This window comes from Leisingera methylohalidivorans DSM 14336, assembly GCF_000511355.1.
GTDB lineage: Bacteria > Pseudomonadota > Alphaproteobacteria > Rhodobacterales > Rhodobacteraceae > Leisingera > Leisingera methylohalidivorans.
Window position 1 is genome coordinate 937537 of record NC_023135.1, and the last position, 16943, is coordinate 954479.

Annotated in this window: 18 protein-coding genes; 9 read left to right on the forward strand and 9 right to left on the reverse strand. The window is 64.6% G+C overall.

Annotation, left to right across the window (positions count from 1 at the left end; all coding sequences use genetic code 11):
• Positions 1–3: 3 nt before the first annotated feature.
• The 3 genes from METH_RS04625 to METH_RS04635 all read left to right on the forward strand — a co-directional run bounded on the left by METH_RS04625 (position 4) and on the right by METH_RS04635 (position 2109).
• Entirely contained in the window at positions 4–606 is a 603-nt protein-coding gene (locus tag METH_RS04625; protein WP_024089254.1) for a 2-hydroxychromene-2-carboxylate isomerase, read from the forward strand.
• Complete coding sequence (locus tag METH_RS04630) at positions 603–1415, forward strand: alpha/beta fold hydrolase (RefSeq protein ID WP_024089255.1); 813 nt, start codon at positions 603–605, stop codon at positions 1413–1415. Before METH_RS04625 ends, METH_RS04630 begins: the two co-directional genes overlap by 4 nt.
• A gap of 100 nt (positions 1416–1515) precedes the next feature.
• A complete protein-coding gene (locus METH_RS04635) occupies positions 1516–2109 on the forward strand; it encodes a 2-hydroxychromene-2-carboxylate isomerase (protein ID WP_024089256.1) in 594 nt (197 codons plus the stop codon).
• A gap of 81 nt (positions 2110–2190) precedes the next feature.
• On the opposite strand, the gene METH_RS04640 is transcribed toward METH_RS04635, so the two are convergent.
• From METH_RS04640 to METH_RS04650, 3 genes are read right to left on the reverse strand one after another with little or no spacing between them, the layout of a single operon-like run.
• Positions 2191–3225 carry a threonine aldolase family protein gene (locus tag METH_RS04640; protein ID WP_024089257.1) on the reverse strand — a complete coding sequence of 345 codons (1035 nt, stop codon included), beginning with the start codon at positions 3223–3225 and terminating at the stop codon, positions 2191–2193.
• 36 nt (positions 3226–3261) lie between these two features.
• On the reverse strand, positions 3262–3741 hold the full coding sequence (locus METH_RS04645) for a YcgN family cysteine cluster protein (protein WP_024089258.1): 480 nt from the start codon (positions 3739–3741) through the stop codon (positions 3262–3264).
• Positions 3738–4670 (reverse strand): bifunctional riboflavin kinase/FAD synthetase, encoded by a 933-nt coding sequence (locus METH_RS04650; protein WP_024089259.1) that lies wholly within the window; start codon positions 4668–4670, stop codon positions 3738–3740. Before METH_RS04650 ends, METH_RS04645 begins: the two co-directional genes overlap by 4 nt.
• Before the next feature lie 180 nt (positions 4671–4850).
• Between METH_RS04650 and METH_RS04655 the strand changes: the two genes are divergently transcribed.
• The gene (locus tag METH_RS04655) at positions 4851–5447 is read left to right on the forward strand and encodes a hypothetical protein (RefSeq protein ID WP_024089260.1); all 597 of its coding nucleotides are present in this window, start codon (positions 4851–4853) and stop codon (positions 5445–5447) included.
• Between the two features lie 438 nt (positions 5448–5885).
• Here METH_RS04655 and METH_RS04660 read toward each other — a convergent pair whose 3' ends face one another.
• The 6 genes from METH_RS04660 to METH_RS04685 form a co-directional block, all read right to left on the reverse strand.
• A complete protein-coding gene (locus tag METH_RS04660) occupies positions 5886–6329 on the reverse strand; it encodes a MaoC family dehydratase (protein WP_024089261.1) in 444 nt (147 codons plus the stop codon).
• Positions 6330–6527: 198 nt separating this feature from the next.
• On the reverse strand, positions 6528–7403 hold the full coding sequence (locus tag METH_RS04665; protein WP_024089262.1) for a TIGR01459 family HAD-type hydrolase: 876 nt from the start codon (positions 7401–7403) through the stop codon (positions 6528–6530).
• Positions 7404–7522: 119 nt separating this feature from the next.
• A complete protein-coding gene (locus METH_RS04670) occupies positions 7523–8665 on the reverse strand; it encodes a patatin-like phospholipase family protein (RefSeq protein WP_044008335.1) in 1143 nt (380 codons plus the stop codon).
• Between the two features lie 428 nt (positions 8666–9093).
• Positions 9094–10014, reverse strand: coding sequence for a manganese-dependent inorganic pyrophosphatase (locus tag METH_RS04675; RefSeq protein WP_024089265.1), 921 nt, complete (start codon positions 10012–10014; stop codon positions 9094–9096).
• A 104-nt stretch (positions 10015–10118) separates the two neighbouring features.
• Positions 10119–11099: a TraB/GumN family protein gene (locus tag METH_RS04680; protein WP_024089266.1), complete on the reverse strand. Its 981-nt coding sequence runs from the start codon at positions 11097–11099 to the stop codon at positions 10119–10121.
• Positions 11100–11146: 47 nt separating this feature from the next.
• A complete protein-coding gene (locus METH_RS04685) occupies positions 11147–12193 on the reverse strand; it encodes a TraB/GumN family protein (RefSeq protein ID WP_024089267.1) in 1047 nt (348 codons plus the stop codon).
• Positions 12194–12336: 143 nt separating this feature from the next.
• Here METH_RS04685 and METH_RS04690 point away from each other — a divergent pair, with 143 nt between their 5' ends.
• From METH_RS04690 to METH_RS04710, 5 genes are all read left to right on the forward strand, one after another.
• Positions 12337–13035, forward strand: a complete 699-nt coding sequence (locus METH_RS04690; protein ID WP_024089268.1) for a DUF2161 domain-containing phosphodiesterase — start codon at positions 12337–12339, stop codon at positions 13033–13035.
• Between the two features lie 236 nt (positions 13036–13271).
• Positions 13272–13559 (forward strand): co-chaperone GroES, encoded by a 288-nt coding sequence (locus METH_RS04695; protein WP_024089269.1) that lies wholly within the window; start codon positions 13272–13274, stop codon positions 13557–13559.
• A gap of 63 nt (positions 13560–13622) precedes the next feature.
• Positions 13623–15275, forward strand: a complete 1653-nt coding sequence (gene groL, locus METH_RS04700; RefSeq protein WP_024089270.1) for a chaperonin GroEL — start codon at positions 13623–13625, stop codon at positions 15273–15275.
• Positions 15276–15413: 138 nt separating this feature from the next.
• The gene (locus tag METH_RS04705; protein WP_052348665.1) at positions 15414–15995 is read left to right on the forward strand and encodes a GNAT family N-acetyltransferase; all 582 of its coding nucleotides are present in this window, start codon (positions 15414–15416) and stop codon (positions 15993–15995) included.
• A 50-nt stretch (positions 15996–16045) separates the two neighbouring features.
• Positions 16046–16918: a DMT family transporter gene (locus METH_RS04710; protein WP_024089272.1), complete on the forward strand. Its 873-nt coding sequence runs from the start codon at positions 16046–16048 to the stop codon at positions 16916–16918.
• Positions 16919–16943 lie beyond the last annotated feature (25 nt).

The window sequence follows — 16943 nt, forward strand, 5'->3', positions numbered from 1 at the left end:
CCTATGGCAGCGTTCGATTACTACTTCTCAACCCTGTCGCCCTTTGCCTATCTGGCCGGCACACGGCCGTGGGAGATTGCCGCCCGCCACGGCGCAGGGGTGACTTGCAAACCTTTGGACATCCTGGCGCTGTTTGCGCGCACCGGCGGCACGCCTCCGGGCGAGCGTCATCCGTCGCGCCAGGAATACCGCCTGATTGAGCTGGAGCGGCAGGCGGCCAGGCTTGGCATGCCCATCAATCTGAAACCGGCGCATTGGCCCGCCAATCCCGCGCCCTCCTCCTACGCCATCATCGCCGCGCAAAATGCAGGCGGCGGCAACATGGGGCAATTGGTGCAGTCGATCCTGCGCGCCTGCTGGGCCGAGGACAAGGACATCGCCGGGGACGCGGTGATCCGCGACTGCCTCGACGGCGCCGGCTTCGACCCGGCGCTGGCTGACAGCGGTCTCCTGGCCGGCGCGGAGACCTATGCGCAGAACCTCGAGGATGCGGTCAAGGCCGGCGTGTTCGGCTCACCGTTCTGGGTGACTGCGGAAGGGGCGAGGTTCTGGGGTCAGGACCGGCTCGGCGACCTGGACGCGCATCTGGCGGGGCAGGCCGCGTGACAGCCGGCGGTCCGGACAGGCCCGGGGGGGTCTTCTCGCGCAGCTTCGGCCATGGGCCGCGCAATGTGCTGGCGGTGCATTGCTCGCTGGCCCATTCCGGCGCCTGGCGCCGCCTGGCCGGGGAGATGGCTGAGGACATCACCCTCACCGCTTTCGACATGCTCAGCCACGGGCGCAGCCCGGACTGGGACGGCACCGGCAATTATCAGCTGCTGAACGCTGACGCGGGCCTTGCCTTGCTGGACCGGCCGGCGGATCTGATCGGGCATTCCTTCGGCGCCACCGTGGCCCTGCGGATGGCGATGGCCAGACCGCATCTGGTGCGCAGTTTGACGCTGATCGAACCGGTGCTGTTTGCCGTCGCCAAATCCGATGCTCCGGCGGCCTTTGCCGCCTTGGAGGCCGCCAGCCGGCCCATCGAAGCGGCCTGGGCGGCGGCGGATCTCGCGCTGACGGCGCGGCTGTTCAACCGGATGTGGGGCGCGGGAGAGCCGAAGTGGCCCGACATGCCCGAACAGGCTCGTGCCGCGATGGTGCGCGCAATCCCCGTGGTTCCGGCCTGCTACCCGACGCTTTACGATGATGCCAACGGCACCCTGGCGCCAGGCGCGCTGGATCCTGTTGCCATGCCTGTGCTGCTGCTTCACGGCAGTGAAAGCCCGGCCGTGATCGGCGCCATTGTCAGCGGGTTCAGCCGCCGTCTGGCCAATGCCCGCGCGCTGTCCGTGCCGGGCGCGGGCCATATGCTGCCGGTGACCCATGCCGCTGAAACAGCGCAGCTGCTGCGCGGCTTCTGGGGCCCTGCCTGACGGTCAGCCGGGGGGCGGCCAGACGGGCAGCCTGCCGCTTTGGAATATCCGCCGTCTGCCGCTAAACTGCAGCGCAGGGAACAAGCGGCAGGAGGGATACATGCCTGAACTGGATTTCTGGTATTCGATCGGCAGCACTTACAGCTACCTGACGGTGATGCGGATCACGGATGCGGCCGCCCGGGCCGGCGTGTCCGTGCGCTGGCGCCCGTTCAACGTGCGCCACGTGATGACGGTGCAGAACAACATCCCCTTCAAGGACAAGCCGGAAAAGACCGCCTATATGTGGCGCGACATCGAACGCCGGGCGCAGCGTTACGGGTTTCATCCCAGGCTGCCGGCGCCTTACCCGCTGGCGGAGCTGGTGCTGGCCAATCAGGTGGCCGCCCTGGGCGCCGCCGAGGGCTGGGGCCAGGCCTATACCCAGGCCGCCTACCGCTGCTGGTTCGAGGCCGGCCAGCCGGCCGGGGCGGACCCGAATCTCACCGCCAGCCTGGAGGCCGCGGGCCAGGACCCCGCCCGCGCGGTCGCCGAAGCGCAATCGGATCCGGTTGTGCAGGCGCTGGCAAAGGCAACAGAGGAGGCGATGGCACTGGGCATTTTCGGCGCCCCCAGCTTTGCCGTCAGCGGCGAAATCTTCTGGGGCGACGACCGGCTGGAGGACGCGCTGCTCTGGGCACAGGAACGCAGCTGATCTGATCCGGGCAGCATCTTTCCGGCTGCAAATACCCCGGCGGAGGCCCGTCAGGGCCGGGGGGCAGCGCCCCCAACAGCCTCAGAGCAGCGACAGAAACGCCCGGATATCCTCTTCCGGCACCGACCAGTCGCAGACAAACCGGGCGGTGACCGGCTCATGCTCCGGGCCTTGCAGCTGCCCCTCCCACAGGTGATAGGCGGCACCCGCCGCAAACAGCCGCTGGTGGGTGCTGCGGGGCAGGGCGGCAAAGATCATGTTGGCCTGCGGCGGATGGGTGAACCGGGCGCCTGCCGCCTGCAGCCCTTCGGCCAGCATCGCGCATTTGCTGTTGGCCGCGCGGGCATTGTCCAGCCACAGACCGTCCGTCAGATAGGCCAGCATCTGCGCCGACAGGTAGCGGTGCTTGGAAAACAGATGCGCGCCGCGCTTGCGGCGGTATTCGAATTCCTGCGCATGGGCCGGGTCAAAGAAGATCACCGCCTCAACCCCCAGGCAGCCGTTCTTGGTGCCGCCAAAGGACACCGCGTCGACGCCCGCCTTCCAGGTCATCTCGGCCGGCGTGCAGCCCAGCGACACCAGCGCATTGGCAAACCGCGCGCCGTCCATATGCACCGGCAGGCCATAGTCCCGCGCCACCGCGCCGAGCCCGGCCAGCTCCTCGACCGAATAGACGGTGCCGAATTCAGTGACCTGCGACAGCGACACCGGCCCGCGCTTGGGCCCATGCACGCCGCGGTTTTCCTCACCCTCAAGGGCGGCGCGAAGATCCTGAGCGGTCATCTTGTCGGCGTCGCAGACAGGGGTCAGCTTGGCGCCGCCGCTAAAGAACTCCGGCCCGTTGCATTCATCCACGTTGATATGGGCCTGCCGGGTGCAGAACATCGTCTGCCAGGGCTGGCACAGCACCGACAGGGCCAGCACATTGGCCGCGGTGCCGGTCGCCACCAGATAGACCGCCGCCTCCGGCGCCTCGAATATTTCGCGGATCCGGGCGGTGACCTGCTCCATTTCCGCATCCGCGCCATAGCCCATGGCATAGCCCTGGTTGGCCGCGGCCAGGGCCTCCAGGATCTGCGGCGGCACCGGGCCGGAATTGTCAGAGGCGAAATGCATGGCGGAAGCTCCTTGCGTGAATGGACAGATCAGGGATCAGGTGGGTTCTTCGATAATGTGGTCTTCCCACTCGTCTTCGGAAATCTCGAACTCGGACACGGTCCAGCCGCGCACCGACACTCCGGCTTCATGCACGCTGTCGGGGGTGCCGGTCAGCAGCGGGTGCCATTCCGGCAGCGGGTTGCCCTGCCACAGCAGCCGGTAGGCGCAGGTTTCCGGCATCCAATAGGCGTGGGTATCCAGGTTGTCCGGCTTCAGCACGATGCATTCCGGCACGAACTGGTGGCGGATCGGATACTGGCAGCAGCGGCAGCTCTCGTCATCCAGCAGGCGGCAGGCGACCCGGGTCAGCGCCACTTCGCCGCTCTCCTCGTCCTCCAGCTTGTTCAGGCAGCATTTGCCGCAGCCGTCGCACAGCGCTTCCCATTCCTTCTGGCTCAGCTTGTCCAGCGGCTTCTTCTCCCAGAAGCGCTTGCCCAGACCCGAGCGGTCGATCACGTCCTTGGCCGGCTTCATAGCGCCACCAGGATTTCGCGGGCGGTGCTGCAATCCGCGTCCATCTGTTCGATCAGCGCCTCCAGCCCGTCGAATTTCAGCTCGGGCCGCAAAAAGGCCACCAGCGCAACCGACAGCGTCGCGCCATAAAGATCGCCGGAGAAATCAAACAGAAAAGTCTCGATATTGGGCACCTCGCCGTCAAACATCGGCCGCACCCCGACCGAGGCCGCGCCCAGATAGCTGCCGGTATGCGGACCGTCCAGCACATCCACCAGCACCGCATAGACCCCGAACCGCGGCTGATGCAGCCCTTCGATCGACATGTTCGCCGTCGGGAAACCCAGTTCCCGCCCGCGCTGCTCGCCGCCGATCACCACGCCTTCGATGCGGTGCCAATGGCCCAGCATTTCCTTGGCATCCGCAGGCCGGCCTTCGCTCAGCGCGTTGCGGATCGCGGTCGAGGAGACCGCGTGCTCGGAATATTCCATCAGCGGCGCAATGGTGACGCCAAAGCCGTACTGTTCGCCGAACCGCTTCAAGTCTCCGGCGTCGCCCGCACGGCCCTTGCCGAAACAGAAATCGGCGCCCACCACCACATGCGCCAGCCCCAGCCCCTTGGCGATCACGTCGCGGGCGAACTCCTCGGGCGTCAGGCTCGACAGCGCAGTGTTGAAATTCAGCTCATAAAGCCGCTCCACCCCCAGCTTCTCCAGCCGGTGCGCTCTGGTATCCGGCCGCATCAGCCGGAAGGGCGGCGCATCGGGCGCAAAATACTCGCGCGGATGCGGCTCAAACGTCATCACCCCCAAGGGCGCGCCGGGGGCTGCCTTGCGGGCCAGCTCGATCACCGACTGATGGCCCTGATGCACGCCGTCGAAATTGCCGATGGCGACGGTGGCGCCCCGGTCCTGGTTTTCGACGAATTCATAATCTCTGACGATACGCATGGCGCATCCGTACCCGCACCGCGCTGGCGGTTCAAGCGGCCAATGGCGGGGGCACTGCTGAGACCGGCAGTCGCAAGGGCTCTGGAGGGGAACCGCTTTAAAAGCTTAGAACAGGCTGATTTCAGAAAAACACATCAGGTTCTAGGAGTTTGAATCTTGCGACTAAGAATTCTGGCCGCAATGGCAATGTACGCAACGCTGCTGACTCAGGCTCGGGCAGAGCTGACCGCCCAATTCACTGTGGGAGCAGGTACAAAGAACCTTGTCCTAATCAAGGCAATCGTCGTGTGCTCTCAGTATCCTGAACTGAATGCAAGGCGCCTCAGGGGGTTTCTGAAAGAAGCCACAGGGATCCGGACGGATTTTTTCATTCAGGATGGGCCATTCCAATTCCTCGACCCGGCTCCGAACAAGGAACGAGTTCAAAAAATGCTCCTGGTTGCTGCCGAACAGGAGCCAAGTCAGCTCGTCAAGGAATGCGTTCAGGAAACCGTACCGTTTGGCGAAAAGGTTTTCCGGCAAGCATCCGACACTTGGGCCAGAATCGGAAAACCACTGCCTGCCAATGTGCCAAACAGCAGTATTATGGGACCTGTGAAAACGTCCCGAAATTACTCCTATATCAATGATGACAGTGGCAAACGGGAATGGGTCATCGTAACTATTGCATCAGAATTTTCAGGCTCGCCTTATGAAATCAATAATACAATGATTGGCCTTTTCGACCTGGACCATAAGGTTTGCCAGGGGAACAGGTTCTGTTTGGCGGAAGATTGAGTGCTTAGGGCGCACGCTGCGGCCAGGTTTGACAATGTATGTGACTGCAGATTGAGCCGCACGTTCACAAGATGTTGCGCCCCCGCCGTACGCCCCTTTCACGCAATCCTCACCTGGCTCTGCCATACTCCCAAAAGATCGCGATCCCCCGCCATGGTCCCCGCGCGCGGGGCCATGATACAAGGCGCAGGCATCTGTGTGGCTGTCTGCGTATCCCCCGGAGACCGGCCCCGATAAAAAGGGGGTCGTTCAGGAACTCCTGACCGAGCAGGCCCCGCGGGGTCTGTCCACCTCCCCCCGGCGGCGCCGCCCCCCTTCACGGGATCAGCGCTCAAGGCATGAAACGGAACAGACCGGCAAAGCAAAACCGCCCGAGGCTTAACGCCCCCGGCGGCTGAACCTGCTGGAAAATCGCAGGCTGTGCAGGCGGCAGCCGCCTCAGTCGAACTTGCGCGAGGGTGCCATCACCATGGCTTCGCCGACCAGAACCTTCTTGCCGTCCACCATGCAGCGGCACTCCAGCTTCACCCGGCGCTTGTCGATCACGATATCCGTCACCTCGACCTCTGCCAGCACCATGTCGCCGGGCCGCACCGGGGCCAGGAACTTCAGCGACTGGCTCATGTAGATGGTGCCATGGCCGGGCAGCTGCTCGCCGATCACCGCCGAAATCAGCCCCGCGGTCAGCATCCCATGGGCAATCCGCCCCTCAAAGATGGTGTCCTGCGCGTATTCATCATCCAGGTGCACCGGATTGCGGTCGGTCGAAACCTCGGCGAATTTCTCGATGTCCTCATCGGTGATGGTTTTGCGCAGGTAACGCACCATTCCCATCTCGATGTCTTCGATGCAGATGGTTCCGCGCGGCATGTTGTCCAACATTCGATCCTCCGTTCACCCGTTTGACGCCAGGTGTCGATGAAACATTTGCGCGCCCGATTGCCCGCTTGCGCAACTTTATTACTTTGCAACTGCAGAAAATCAAGAGGTTTCTGACAAAAGAAAACCCCGCCCGGGACGGGCAGGGTTCGGGCGATACTGCCGGGCAGCACCCCTTGCGGCAGGGGTGCGGGCGGGTGTTTACCTCAGAAAACCAATGGCATAGGTCGGCTCAATCTGCTCCTGCGCCGCATAGGCCTGCAGCGCTGCAGCCTCCGGCTGGAGCGATGTTTTTGTCTCGCTGGCTGCCAGTCCGCCGGTGATGAACAGGGAATCGATGCCTTCGCCCATGGCGCCGGCGATGTCGGTATGCGGCCCGTCGCCGATCGCCAGGATGTCGCCGTCGGCGATGTCCGTGCCCAGCTCCATCAGCCGCCGCCGCGCCAGATCATAAATCGGCGGATGCGGCTTGCCGAAATACAGGCTCTCGCCGCCCATCTCGGTGTAAAGCCGCGCCAGCGCGCCGGCGCACCATTCCCGCGTTTCGCCGCGGTCCACCACGATATCCGGGTTGGCGCACAACAGCTTCATGCCCATCTGCTTGGCATAAAGGAACTCGGGCCGGTTCACCGCCGGGTCGGCCTGCGGATCGAACGGGCCGCAGCAGACAATGCCCTCGGCCTCCTTCAGCGGCACCCGGGTGATTTCCACCGGTTCATGGATCACATGCAGCGGCTCGAAAAAGCCCGCATCGCGCTCCCATTCGCCCATGAAATAGACCGATGTGCCGACAGCCCCCGTGAACATCGCCGCCCGCGCGGAATCGCCCGAGGTCGAGATGGTGTCATAGGCATCATCCGGCACGCCGAACTGCCCCAGCTGCGCCGCCACCCCGGCACGCGGTTTCGGCGAATTGGTCAGCAGGACCACGATGCCGCCCTGCTTGCGGTAGGCCTGCAGCGCCGCCACCGCCTCGGGAAAGGCGGTGATGCCGTTGTGCACGCAGCCCCAGAGGTCGACAAACAGCGCCTTGTAGCGGCCGGAGACTTCGGACAGGGAGTTGATGATCTGGGTCATGGCCGGGCTTTCTCGCGTAATTCACTTGCGGCCAGCTATGGCAGAGACGGCCGGGATTGGCCAGTGGAAGGGTGCAAGCTTCGCGCCCCGGTCGGGGGAACGGGCCGGGAAGGGCTGCGTCAGCTGCCGTCAAAAAATTCCACGATTTCCCCGGCCCGCTGCATCGTGTCGCCATAGCCGAGATCAATCAGCGCGCCAATGTAGTCCGGTTCGAACATGAGGTAGCTTTCGATCCGGCCATCGCTGTTCACGGCCCCGAAACTGCGGGTCAGAATCCGGATCGGGCGCGGCAGTTTGCCTGCATAGGACTGAGCAATTGGGCGCATGTCCTCGGACGGTGTCAGCAGGACGGCTTCAATTGGCCGCAGCGGCGTCTTTTCCTGCGCGTCCGGGCCGAGCAGCGAAATCGTCCGGTTGATCCTGGCCAGGCGCTCGTAATCAGCTTCAAGATTGTCGTTGAACAGAATATCAAGCGCATGGCCCGCGATGTCACCGACGCTCGGAGGCGGAGCTGCCAGATCGGCAGCGGCCGGAGGCGGGCTGCTGTCGCGGGTGGTTATGACCAGGATCCGGTCGGCGCCGGTATGGATGGCGGGCGACAAGGGCGAGTTCAACCGAAGCGACCCGTCGCCGAAATAGCCGGTGTCCAGATGCACGGGGGCAAAGGCAAAAGGCAGGGCGGCCGAGGCCAGCATATGCTCCGGTCCGATGGCGGCACGCTCCCCGCGGCGGCGGGAGCGGTGCCAGTCCCGGATTTCCTGGCGGCCTTCGAAATAGGTGACGGATACGCCCTCGGTATAACTGGACGCGGTAATGCAGAACGCATGCAGCGCGCCGCTGCGAATGGAATGCTGCAGGTGATCCTTGTTGAATTCCCGGCGCAGCAGGCGGTGCAGCGGCGTGTAGTCCAGCAAGCCGCCGGTGATCGGAAACCCCAGAAACCGGAACGCCGGGGTCATCGCCCATCGCAGGCTGGTCAACAGCAAGGGCAGCGTGCGCGTGTCGTAAACCGAACTGCTCCTGAGCGACCGCCAGAGCGCCTCCAAATGCCGCGCACCGGTCTGGAAATCATTCGAAGCGACCGCAACAGATGCTGCATTGATGGCACCCACCGAGGCGCCGCAGACGATCTGAAAAGGCGAGCGGCGGCGTGCCGTGATCTCTGCAATCGCCTTGATGACGCCCACATGATAGGCGCCGCGCGCGCCGCCGCCTTGCAGCACCAGAGCGGTCTTTTTCGAAGGCTGAACAAAAGTTGTCACGCGAAGTCACCCAAGGTCCGGACGGCGGCCTGCAGCCTGCAGCAAGCTTAGCAGGTTGCCAGGGAGTGCCAATGGAAACAAGCTGCGGCGGCGGCACTGGCAGCCGCGCCGCAGGCGGGTATTCCTTGGTTCCGGGCAGGCCGGGGCATGGCCGCGGGGATACCCAGGCTTGCAGCCCTTGCCGGCGGGTTTTGCGCTGCCGTTCCCCCGTTGATCTGCCGCAGGATGTGTTCCAAGCCCGCCGCCGGAAGGGGCTTCAAGGCGAACAGCGGCTCTCAGGGCCCCGGAATACTGTCTTTGAACGGGGCGGAAAATCGCGCGTCTTGCAGGCTGATTGCAGTCATCCGGATGCGGCTGCCGCACCCTTCGCAGCAAAGAAAAAAGGCGCCCCAAGGGGCGCCTTTTGCAGCTGAAACCGGCAGAGCCGTTCAGACTTTCAGGTTCGGAATGATCTGCTTTTTACGCGACATGATGCCCGGCAGCACCACGGTGTCGCCAGCCGCATCGGCGCCAAAGGATTTGCTGGCCACGGTCTTCACCAGGTCATTGGGCACCAGCAGGGTGGCTTCCTCGTTCAGGATGTCGACCACGAACAGCAGCACCTGGTCCACACCGTCCTCGGCCGCGACAGAGGTCATGGTTTCCATCAGCGACGCCTTGCGGTCCAGCACCACGCCCGGCGCCGTGGTTTCCAGCACGGAGACGCGGAATTTGGTGCCTTCGACGGCATATTCCTTGGAGTCCATGCGCAGCAGTTCCGCGTCCGAGAACGACGAGACGTCGGATTTGGCGGCAAACATCTCGGCAGCGTAATCGGCAATATTGATGCCCAGATCAGCGGCCAGTTTTTCGGCCACGGCCTTGTCATGCGCGGTGGTGGTCGGCGAGCGGAATTCCAGGGTGTCGGACAGGATGCAGGTCAGCGCCGCGCCCTTGACCGCCTCGGGCATCTTGGAGGCATCGTCGCCCATCAGGTCGTGCATGATGGTGGCGGTGCAGGCCAGCGGCCGGATGGTGATGTCGATCGGGCCTTTGGTTTCCAGGCCGCCGACCAGCTTGTGGTGGTCGATGATCGCCTGCACATCGGCGCCGTTGATGTTGGCGGGCAGCTCGGCCGGGTTGTTGGTGTCGACGATCACCACGGCGGCATCGTCGGCCACGTCAGCAATGATCGCGGGCTTCTCGAAACCCCAGCGCTGCAGCATAAAGGCCGCTTCGGTGTTGGGTTCGCCCAGCAGCTTGGGCTCGGCGGCAACGCCCTTAACTTCGTTCAGGTACCAGGCCCAGATGATCGGGGAGCCGGTGGAATCGGTGTCGGGGGATTTATGGCCGAAAACTTGGATGGTCATGGGGCAGTCCTGTTCACTCAAGAGGTCCAAAGGGAGATTTGCGCGCCTTATAGGGCTGGCGCGCAGGCTTGTCACCCCGCAGGTGCTGCAATGCGGCGTTGTGCCTAGAACGGGGCGCGCTCCAGGCTGTAGCCCTCTTGCTGCAGCAGGTTCAGCACGCCGGTCTCCCCGGGCAGATGCAGCGCCCCGGCGGCCACCGCGATGCGGTCGCCCTTTGCCGCCTCGATCACCGGAATCCAGTTGCGGTTGCGCCGGTCGATCAGCTCTTGCATCATTCCGGCCCACAGGGTCTCGCGCTCGGCCCGGGTCAGGCCATCGCTGTGCAGAAAGTCCCGTTCGCTCAAGAACAGGGAATACAGCGCGTCTTGGCTGAAATAGGCCTCAACCGTGGTGATGAAGCCATCGGTGCCGCCGCCCATCATTGCTGTAAAGGCGCGCAGCTGGCGGACCTGTTCTTCCAGCGGATCGGCGTCCATCATCCGGATCACACTCATCGGGTCTTCCAGCGATTGCACCGGCACATCCGCCGCCAGCGCCAGCTCCCCCAGCCGCGCGTCAAGGCCCCGCTTGATGTCCTTGGCCTGGCGCAGGCAGGGCGGGAAGGACATCGACATCGCCAGGAACCAGGGCCGCATCCTGGCGGCCATCCAGGGCGCCATGCCGTGGCTGCGGACCTTGGCCGCCAGCGCCTCCCACTCGGCCGCGGGCAGCCGGTCGATCAGGCTGGGGCCTTCGGTGATCAGCATCAGCGACGGGTCGCGGCCCAGCTTGGATTCCAAGGCGGCCTTGTCGGCGGGGCTGGCCTCCATCAGCAGCAGATCAGCCTGGCGCACAAGCGGCGCCAGCCCCGCGGTGATCTCCTCCATCCGCGGATCATTGATGTGCAGGGTGCCGATCACATGCACGGTGCGGCTGCCGCGCCGGGCGATCCAGTGGTTGCCTTTGGCAAACGGCGTGGCTTGGATCCGCGCCTCGATATGGGCGCGCTCCTGCGCAGCCAGAGTGGTACGCAGATCGGTGCCTGTGCAAGCAGCCCACAGCGACGCGGGCAGCAGCAGAAATATGAGTGTGAGGAAAAGACGCATGAAAAAATTGCCCTGAAGCTGCCAATAAAATCCAGAATGCGCTCACCTTACCATGGGGCGCGGGTCAGCTTGAAGCCCTTGGCCTTCAGCAGGTTCAGCACGCCGTTTTCACCGGGCAGATGGGCAGCGCCGACGGCGGCGACAATCCGGTCCTGCCGGGCGGCCAGGATCGGTTTCATCCAGCGCTGGTTGCGCTGATCCAGCACGCGGCGGTTGTACTGCCGCCACAGCCGGGCGGTCTCGGCGCCGGAGAAGCTGCTGTACTGGGCGCTGATCCAGGGGGCGAGCACAAAGGAGGTCCAGACGCTTTGGTCGAAATAGGCTTCAACCGGGGTGGCATCCTCGGGCTTGCCGGATTGCACCAGCTCCAGTTCCAGCGCCAGCATCCGGGCCTGATCGCTGAGCGGCAGGCCGGCGATTGCGGCCAGCGCCTGTTCCGGGGTTTCCAGCGCCCCCAGCGGGATCCGCTTGCGCCGGGCGAAATCGGAGATCCGGTCATCCAGCCCGCGCCGCAGGCCAAAGCCGTAGGGGCGGCAGCCGCTTTGCACCACGAACATCGAAATCGCCCAGGGCTGCATCCGGTTCATGGTGTCGGGATCGACGCCGCTCAGCCGGGCCGTCAGCAGGAACCGCTCCCAGGCGTCGCGGGGCAGCAGCTGCCGCAATTCCTGGCCCTGGGGCAGCAGGAAACTGCGGGCAAGCGCGTCAGGCATCCGGTCCAGGCGCTGGAGGCCGGTGTCGGAGGTTTCCAGATAGATGGCCCCCGCGGCCGCCAGCACCGGGCGCAGGGTGCGCATCACTCTGGCCATGCGGGCATCGCCGCCATGCATGGTGCCGATCACGTGAATGGTGCGGTTGGCCTTGGTGGCCACCCAGTGGTTGCCGCGGGAAAACGGGGTGGCGGCCATCTCGCGCGCCAGCCGGGCTTCGGTGGCGGCGGGCAGATGGTCGCGGTAGTCGATACCGCGGCAGGCGGCATCGGCGGCAGGGGCCTGCAGGGCCAGGCCAAGTGTCAGGCCAAGTATCAGGCCAAGTGCCGGGCCAGGTTTCGGGCCAAGGGTCAGGGCGCGTGCAAGTGATATCCGTTTCATCATTGGCCCTTTCCCGGTTCCGGCGCGATCGCCTGGAGGTATGACCCTAGGGCGGGGCAAGGGGGGCGGCAACATCAAACCCCGGAGCGGGGCGTAAATCCCGGCGGCGGATTGCCAAGGCCGCGGCGACCTGCCAGTCATGGGCGATGGAACGCGAAGATCAGCTGTATGCGCCGGTGAAGGCGCTGCTGCAGGGGCAGGGCTATGAGGTGAAGGGCGAGGTGGGCGCCGCGGATGTGGTGGCCTGCCGCGGCGCGGAGCCAATGGTGATTGTCGAGCTGAAACTGAAATTCTCGCTGTCGCTGTTTCACCAGGCGGTGGCCCGGCTGGCAGTCACCGAGTTTGTCTATATTGCGGTGCCGCGGCCGAAAGGGCGGCAGGCGCGGCGGATGATGAAGGACAATCTGGCCCTGTGCCGCCGCCTGGGGCTGGGGCTGATCACGGTGCTGGAAGACGGCCGGGCAGAGGTGCATTGCGATCCCGGCCCCTACGCCCCGCGCAAATCCAAGAAGAAGCAGCAGCGGCTGCTGCGCGAGTTCCAGTCCCTGCGCGGCGATCCCAATGCGGGCGGCGCCACCCGGCACGGCATTGTCACCGCCTACCGCCAGGATGCGCTGGCCTGCGCGGCGCATCTGGCCGAAGCGGGCGCCTGCAAGGGCGCTGCTGTGGCCAAGGCCACCGGCGTTGCCCGCGCGACGCAGCTGATGGCCAGCAATCATTACGGCTGGTTCGAGCGGGTGGCGACCGGCATCTACCAGCTGACGGATGCGGGGCGTGCGGGGCTGGTGCATTGGGCCGGGAGCTGGGAGGAGGAGGCAGCCGCCTGCCTCCGGCAGAGCGGGTGAAGACCCGGTGTCAGGGATAGCTTCGGGTGCCGTCCGGGCTGGGGCTCCAGGCAACTGAAGCCGGTTAAAACCCGGTCTGCTCAGGCGCCCTCATTTTTTTGCTGATTCCTTGTTGACAAGCTCCGGGCGCATTCCTAGCTTCCCCTCGTTATCACTCACCTGATGTGAGTGATAACTACCCCGCCAGGGAGCAGGGTAAAGGATAACAACCTTTGAGCCTTTAAGGAGCTGCAAAGATGGCATTGAAACCGCTTCATGACCGCGTGCTGGTGCGTCGCACCGAAAGCGAAGAAAAAACCGCGGGCGGCCTGATCATCCCCGAGAGCGCAAAAGAAAAGCCGAGCGAAGGCGTTGTCGTCGCCACCGGCGAGGGCGCGCGCAAGGACAGCGGCGAGCTGATCGCAATGGCTGTTTCGGCTGGCGACAAGATCCTGTTCGGCAAATGGTCCGGCACCGAGGTCACCGTCGACGGCGAAGAGCTGCTGATGATGAAAGAAAGCGACATCATGGGCATCATCGAGTAAGCCTTGCGGCTGCTCTGATCCCACCCATCGCGAAACACAAGAATTTCTCTAGGAGAGTGAACAATGGCTGCTAAGGACGTCAAATTCGACACCGATGCCCGCAACCGTATGCTGAAAGGCGTCAACATTCTGGCTGACGCCGTGAAAGTGACCCTGGGCCCCAAAGGCCGCAACGTGGTTCTGGACAAATCCTTCGGCGCGCCGCGCATCACCAAAGACGGTGTGTCGGTTGCTAAAGAGATCGAACTGGAAGACAAGTTCGAGAACATGGGCGCCCAGATGGTGAAGGAAGTTGCTTCCCGCACCAACGACGAAGCCGGCGACGGCACCACCACCGCCACCGTGCTGGCCCAGGCGATCGTCAAAGAAGGCCTGAAGCAGGTTGCTGCCGGTCTGAACCCGATGGACCTGAAGCGCGGCATCGACCTGGCGACCTCGAAGGTTGTTGAAGGCATCCGCGCCATGGCGCGCGAAGTGACCGACAGCCACGAAGTTGCGCAGGTCGGCACCATCTCCGCCAACGGCGAAGCTGAAATCGGCCAGCAGATTGCTGACGCGATGCAGAAAGTCGGCAACGAAGGCGTGATCACCGTCGAGGAAAACAAGGGTCTGGAAACCGAGACCACTGTTGTCGAAGGCATGCAGTTCGACCGCGGCTACCTGTCGCCCTATTTCGTGACCAACGCCGACAAGATGATTGCAGAGCTCGAAGACTGCATGATCCTGCTGCACGAAAAGAAACTGTCCTCGCTGCAGGCCATGGTGCCGCTGCTGGAGCAGGTGATCCAGTCGCAGAAGCCGCTGCTGATCATTGCTGAGGACGTTGAAGGCGAAGCGCTGGCAACCCTGGTTGTCAACAAGCTGCGCGGCGGCCTGAAAATTGCTGCTGTCAAGGCACCGGGCTTCGGCGACCGCCGCAAGGCCATGCTGCAGGACATCGCGATCCTGACCGGCGGCCAGGTGATCTCCGAAGATCTGGGCATGAAGCTCGAGTCCGTGACCATGGACATGCTGGGTTCGGCCAAGAAGATCGAAATCACCAAAGACGAAACCACCATCGTCGACGGTGCCGGCGAGAAAGCCGAGATCGAAGCCCGCGTTGGCCAGATCCGCGCTCAGATCGAAGAAACCACCTCCGACTACGACCGTGAAAAGCTGCAGGAACGCGTTGCCAAACTGGCAGGCGGTGTTGCCGTGATCCGCGTCGGCGGCATGACCGAAGTGGAAGTGAAAGAGCGCAAGGACCGTGTGGACGACGCGCTGAACGCGACCCGCGCAGCTGTGCAGGAAGGCGTTGTCGTCGGCGGCGGTGTTGCCCTGGTTCAGGCCGGCAAGGCTCTGGAATCCCTGGAAGGCGCAAACTCCGACCAGTCCGCAGGCATCGTGATCGTGCGCAAGGCCATCGAAGCGCCGCTGCGCCAGATCGCTGAAAACGCTGGTGTTGACGGTGCTGTTGTGGCCGGCAAGGTCCGCGAAAGCAACGACCCGGCCTTTGGCTTCAACGCGCAGACCGAAGAATATGGCGACATGTTCTCCTTCGGCGTGATCGACCCGGCCAAAGTGGTGCGGACGGCGCTGGAAGATGCAGCATCGGTTGCCGGTCTGCTGATCACCACCGAAGCCATGGTTGCCGACAAGCCCGCCAAAGAAGGCGCAGGCGCCGGCGGCGGCATGCCCGACATGGGCGGCATGGGCGGCATGGGCGGCATGATGTAAGCATCAGCCATCCATCCGGATGACTTTGGGGCTGCCTGCAAGGGCGGCCCCTTTTCGTTTCCGGGGGCATGAGGCCCGCCTTGCGGGCCTGCCTGCGGCGCGGGTATTGATGCAAAGGTGAATGCGGGAGACGCGGAAATGGGTGTTGGGCCGGATGTCCTGACCGGGGTCACGGACGCGCACTATGACGGGGTGGAGGCGCTGCTCAAGGCGGCTTTCCCCACCGATGCCGAGGCGCGGCTGGTGCGGCAGCTGCGGGCGGACGGCGATATGCTGTATGAGTTCCAGACGCCTTGGGAGGGGAAGATAGGCGGCTATTTTGCCCTGAGCCGGATGCGGGCGCCGGAGGGCTGGGCCTGCCTGGCGCCGATGGCGGTGCGGCCCGAGTGGCAGGGCGGCAGGCTGGCCGAGGGCAGCCCGGACATGCAGGTTGGCGGGCCGCAGGATGAGCAGTGCCAGGGGCCTTGGCGGTTCGGGTCCAGGATGCTGCAGCACTTGCAGAACTTTTATGAAGTCTTTCCCGCCAGTGTGCCGGAAGGCCTGCCCGAGACCATCGTTGTTCTGGGCAATCCGTCTTTCTATGGCCGTCATGGTTTCAGCCTGGAGCGGGCGCAGAAGCTTACCAGCCCTTACCCGCTGGAATACACGCTGATCCTGCGCCGTGGCGATGACACGCCGGAGGCGGAACTGATCTACCCGCACGCGTTCTCAGCCCCCTGACACGGAAAATTCACTGGCCCGGCAGGCGGGGCCGTTGTAGCTGGCACCCCATGCGACTGTTTCTCCTCGTCTCCCTCACCATGCTGGCCTTTGCCGCGAATTCGATCCTGGGCCGCGCCGCGGTCGGCGGCGGCTATATGGATGCCACCGGTTTCGGCCTGTGGCGGCTGCTGTCCGGGGCGCTGATGCTGGCCTTTCTCTGCCGGGTGCGGGGGCTGGAAACCTGGAGCCGGGAGCGCGTTCTGCGCCCTGCCAGCCTGTGGGGCGGGGCGGCGCTGACGCTGTATATGGCGGGTTTCACACTGGCGTATCAGGATCTTGATGCCGGTCTGGGGGCGCTGGTGCTGTTCGGGGTTGTGCAGATCTCGATGTTCCTGTGGGGCGCTGTGCGCGGCAGCCGGACCGGGGCGGCCCAGGCCGCCGGAGCGGTCCTGGCGTTTTTCGGGCTGGCCTATGTGGTCTGGCCTGCCGAGGGGGGCGGGGCGCCTCTGGCGGCCTCGCTGCTGATGGCCGCAAGCGGGTTGGGCTGGGGCATCTACAGCCTGCTGGGGCGCGGCGCGCGGCAGCCGCTGGTCTCCACGGCGGTGAATTTCGCCTGGTCCAGCGTGATGATGCTGCCGGTCATGCTGCTGGCGGGCGGCGGCACGGTGCTGAGCGGGTATGGCGTGCTGCTGGCGGTGCTGTCCGGGGCGGTGACCTCGGGGCTGGGCTATGCGCTGTGGTACCGGGTGCTGCCGCGGCTGCTGCCGGCGGCGGCGGCCACGGTGCAGCTGAGCGTGCCGGTGATTGCGATTCTGGCAGGCGCTGTACTGCTGGGCGAGAGCATCGGGCTGCGGCTGGTGTTCGGCTCGGTTGCGGTGCTGGGCGGCATTGCCCTGGCGGTATTGCGCCCGCCTGCCGCGCGGGCCCCGTTGGCCGAGTGAGGGGCTTTTACCGGCTGGCAAATGC